This window comes from Loigolactobacillus binensis (genome assembly GCF_005405165.1).
Taxonomy (GTDB): domain Bacteria; phylum Bacillota; class Bacilli; order Lactobacillales; family Lactobacillaceae; genus Loigolactobacillus; species Loigolactobacillus binensis.
Genome location: NZ_BJDN01000059.1, coordinates 1 through 3,416 on the forward strand (window position 1 = coordinate 1; position 3,416 = coordinate 3,416).

The 3,416-nt window shown below is 42.9% G+C and carries 2 protein-coding genes; both read left to right on the plus strand.

Annotated features, from left to right (window positions below):
* The first annotated feature begins 240 nt into the window (after positions 1–240).
* Positions 241–711, plus strand: a complete 471-nt coding sequence (locus FFM78_RS13505) for a CtsR family transcriptional regulator (protein WP_137638900.1) — start codon at positions 241–243, stop codon at positions 709–711.
* Positions 712–731: 20 nt separating this feature from the next.
* On the plus strand, positions 732–3,215 hold the full coding sequence (locus FFM78_RS13510; protein WP_137638901.1) for an ATP-dependent Clp protease ATP-binding subunit: 2,484 nt from the start codon (positions 732–734) through the stop codon (positions 3,213–3,215).
* Positions 3,216–3,416: the final 201 nt, after the last annotated feature.

The following is a 3,416-nucleotide window of genomic DNA, read 5'->3' on the forward strand; positions in this document are numbered from 1 at the left end:
TCACGAATTGAAGACCATCGGTTTTTTGTTCAGGCTCAAGGCACCAATAAACAGACGATGTACAAAAGAACGCCTTCACCGCTAGTATAACGGCAAAGGTGTTCTTTTCATAGATGGTTACGCGCGGCGGCCGCGCGGAGAGTTTTTTGTATCTTGAAATAAAACAATGTATTTCTTTGCAATTTTTGAAAATTCATCTATAATGATAGTCAATATTAGTCAAAGTTAAGGGTGAAGACGATGCAAGGGCATAATATTTCTGATATTATTGAAGCCTATTTGAAGCAAATTCTGGCGGAATCGGAGCGAGTTGAGATTAAACGATCCGAAATTGCGGAGTTATTTAATTGTGTCCCATCCCAGATTAATTATGTAATCAAGACACGCTTTACCATTCAGCGTGGTTATCTGGTTCAAAGCAAGCGCGGCGGTGGTGGTTATATCCGCATTGAGAAAGTGAAATTACTTGATGATCGTGATATGCTGGATACGATGATCCAATTGATCGGTGAACAGATCAATCAGCGGGATGCGCTGGTGATGGTTCAAAAGCTGTATGATGATCAAGTGATCGAACGTAAGGAAGCTAATTTGATTTTAGCGGCGACCAGTCGGGATACACTTGCTGTTGCTGACCATAATTTGGAAGCGCGACTTCGGGCGCACATTCTGGTTGGCATTTTGAATCATTTACGATACGAACGTGAGTAAGCGAAAGTGAGGGACGCTTAATGGATAATTTATTTACGCCAAGTGCAAAGAATGTATTAGTATTAGCGCAAGAACAAGCGAAGTACTTCCGCCATCATGCAGTGGGCACTGAGCACTTATTACTAGCATTGGTCATTGAAACCGATGGCATTGCTGGTAAAACACTGCGGCAGCTGTCAATTACTGACGATGATGTTCGCGAAGAAATCGAGCGTTTTACCGGTTACGGCACTTCGGCTGAAGCTCAAAGTGACGCTTATTTACCATATGCGCCTAAAGCAAAGCAGATTTTAGCTTACGCTGGGGACGAAGCTAAACGGATGGGTGCTATGAAAATTGGCACTGAGCACATTCTTTTAGGTTTATTACGTGAGGACGATATTTTAGCTGCACGGATCTTAACTAACTTAGGTTTAAGCCTAAGCAAGACTCGGCAAATGATTTTGAAAAAGCTTGGTATTACTGATAGCGCCTCTAAACGGCATAGTTCACCGCGTGGGCGTCAGGCACAAAGTAGTGAGGGAACGCCAACTTTGGATTCCTTGGCTCGTGACTTAACTCAGTTAGCACGAGAAAATAAAATGGATCCAGTGGTTGGTCGAGCTAAAGAAGTTCGCCGCTTGATTCAAGTTCTGTCCCGCCGGACTAAGAATAATCCAGTTCTTATTGGTGAACCCGGTGTTGGTAAAACTGCCATCGCTGAAGGGTTAGCACAAAAGATCATCGCTGGAGATGTCCCGGCGGATATGGCTAAAAAGCGGTTAATGATGCTCGATATGGGTTCATTAGTAGCAGGCACCAAATATCGTGGTGAATTTGAAGATCGGTTAAAGAAAGTCATCGATGAAATCTACAAAGATGGGCAAGTCATCTTGTTTATTGATGAATTGCATACTTTGATTGGCGCTGGTGGTGCCGAAGGAGCAATTGATGCCTCGAATATTTTGAAGCCAGCACTAGCCCGCGGTGAAATGCAGGTCATTGGGGCGACGACTTTAGACGAATATCAAAAATATATTGAAAAGGATGCCGCATTGGAACGGCGTTTTGCCACGATTCAGGTTAATGAACCGACTGAAGAAGAAGCTGAACAGATCCTTTTAGGGTTGCGTAGTCGGTACGAAGAGCATCATGGTGTGACGATCACCGATGAGGCCGTGCATGAAGCCGTTGTTTTGTCGGCACGGTATATAAGTGACCGTTTCTTACCTGATAAGGCGATTGATTTGATCGATGAATCAGCTGCGTCGGTTCGCTTAGACGCGGCCAATCAAAAAACACCTGAATCTAAGTTGGAAACTAAGTTGACCCAATTAGAAAATGAAAAGGAACAAGCTATTGAAGCCCAAGACTTTGAAAAGGCTGCTAGTATTCGTGAAGACGAAAAGAAACTGAAGGATAAGCTGGCTACTGAGCAAGCAAGTGAACCGGCCAATGGTGTTCGTACGGATGTTAAAGTTACACCAGATGATATTGCGACGGTTGTTTCACAATGGACTGGGGTACCTTTGACACAGTTGCAAAAAACTGAAACTGATCGTTTGATCAATTTGGAAAAAGTATTGCATAAACGGGTCATTGGTCAAGAAGAGGCCGTTTCGGCTGTATCACGAGCAATTCGGCGGGCACGTAGCGGCTTGAAAGATCCACAGCGACCAATTGGTTCATTCATGTTTTTAGGCCCAACTGGGGTTGGTAAAACAGAATTAGCCAAGGCTTTGGCGGAAGCAATGTTTGGCTCGGAGGATAACATGATTCGGGTCGACATGTCCGAATATATGGAGAAATATTCAACTTCGCGGCTAGTCGGAGCGCCTCCTGGCTATGTCGGCTACGATGAGGGTGGTCAGCTGACTGAAAAAGTTCGCCAGAAACCTTATTCTGTAGTCTTATTAGATGAAGTTGAAAAGGCACATCCCGATGTTTTTAATATTTTACTACAGGTCTTAGATGATGGTTATTTAACTGATTCTAAAGGACGGCGGGTCGATTTCCGTAATACTATTTTAATTATGACATCTAATTTAGGGGCGACTGCATTACGTGATGAAAAATCCGTTGGTTTTGGTGCTCAAAAAGTGCAACAGGATTATAAAGCAATGCGCAGTCGGATCTTAGAAGAATTAAAGAAATCTTTCCGGCCTGAATTTATTAACCGAATCGATGAAGTCGTGGTTTTCCATTCCTTAACTAAGCCGGAGTTACATGAAATTGTTAAGATCATGGCAAAGAACGTTTTAAAACGCCTACATCAACAAAAAATTGATGTTAAGATCACGCCAGCGGCGATTGATGTGATCGCTAAGGCCGGTTTTGATCCTGAATACGGTGCGCGTCCAATTCGGCGAGCAATTCAACAAGAGGTTGAGGACCGGTTAAGCGAAGAATTACTTTCTGGTCACATTAAGGTTGGTGATGCCGTCACGATCGGTGCCCGTAAAGGGGAAATTACGGTTAATGTGCGTGACGCAAAATCAGATCAGAATCCCACAGTAAAAGCTTAATTAGTTAGTCGTTTAAAAAGAGTTATGCCATTTTATTAGGTATAACTCTTTTTATTCGCCCATAATTTTTCAGAAAATTGAACTGAACCCCATAAATTGGAGGTAAGCACCAAATAACTGACCGACTATCAAACTAACTAAATCCAAGTTATGATTACCTCATCAAATAATTGGTGAGGTGATTTTTATTGGCAAAACCCG

Bases quoted from the DNA above. Each gene is read 5' to 3' on its own strand.
- FFM78_RS13510 (WP_137638901.1), top strand. From the start codon at position 732: ATGGATAATTTATTTACGCCAAGTGCAAAGAATGTATTAGTATTAGCG.
- FFM78_RS13505 (WP_137638900.1), top strand. From the start codon at position 241: ATGCAAGGGCATAATATTTCTGATATTATTGAAGCCTATTTGAAGCAA.